Source organism: Paracoccus sp. S4493 (genome assembly GCF_000967735.1).
In the GTDB taxonomy this organism is placed as follows: domain Bacteria; phylum Pseudomonadota; class Alphaproteobacteria; order Rhodobacterales; family Rhodobacteraceae; genus Paracoccus; species Paracoccus marcusii.
This window is the reverse complement of record NZ_JXYF01000444.1, coordinates 1-477: the sequence shown is the minus strand read 5'-3', so window position 1 is coordinate 477 and position 477 is coordinate 1. Positions and strand designations below refer to the sequence as shown.

The window sequence follows — 477 nt, the reverse complement described above, 5'->3', positions numbered from 1 at the left end:
GGCCGAGCTGCTGGCAGAGGCCGCGGGCGTCGACCTGGGCCCGGTGCTGACGCTGCGCGACATTCAGACCGGCACGGGCGGACCGCGCCCGATGATGCGCATGGAGGCCGCGATGGCCGATGCGGTGCCCGTCCAGGCCGGAGAGGTCGAGATGGCCGCCCAGGTCGAGATCGAATACGCGCTGGCCGGAGAGGGTGCCTGTGCGCCGATGCCGCCGCACGGTATGGGCATGCATCACGGCGACCGCGGTCATGGCGGCCCCGAGCATGGTGGGCCTGAGCATGGTGGCCCCGAACATGGAGGTCCCAAACATGGCGGCCCCGCCGGTGGTCCGGCGGGCGGGCCTGACGGCAGCCCAGTGCATCCGCCGATGCCCGGCGACGGCGCACCCGCGCCGGACGAACCGATCGTGCCCGGCATCGTCGAGCCGCTGCCCGAGACCCCGGCGAACTGATCGGATGGCAATGCAGGGACGGG

General features: G+C 73.2%; 1 protein-coding gene. It reads left to right on the top strand.

Annotated elements, in window-relative coordinates; translation table 11 throughout:
* Positions 1 to 454, top strand: a 454-nt coding sequence (locus tag TW83_RS20955; protein ID WP_045984222.1) for an SIMPL domain-containing protein, incomplete at its 5' end; no start/stop codon positions are given.
* Positions 455 to 477: the final 23 nt, after the last annotated feature.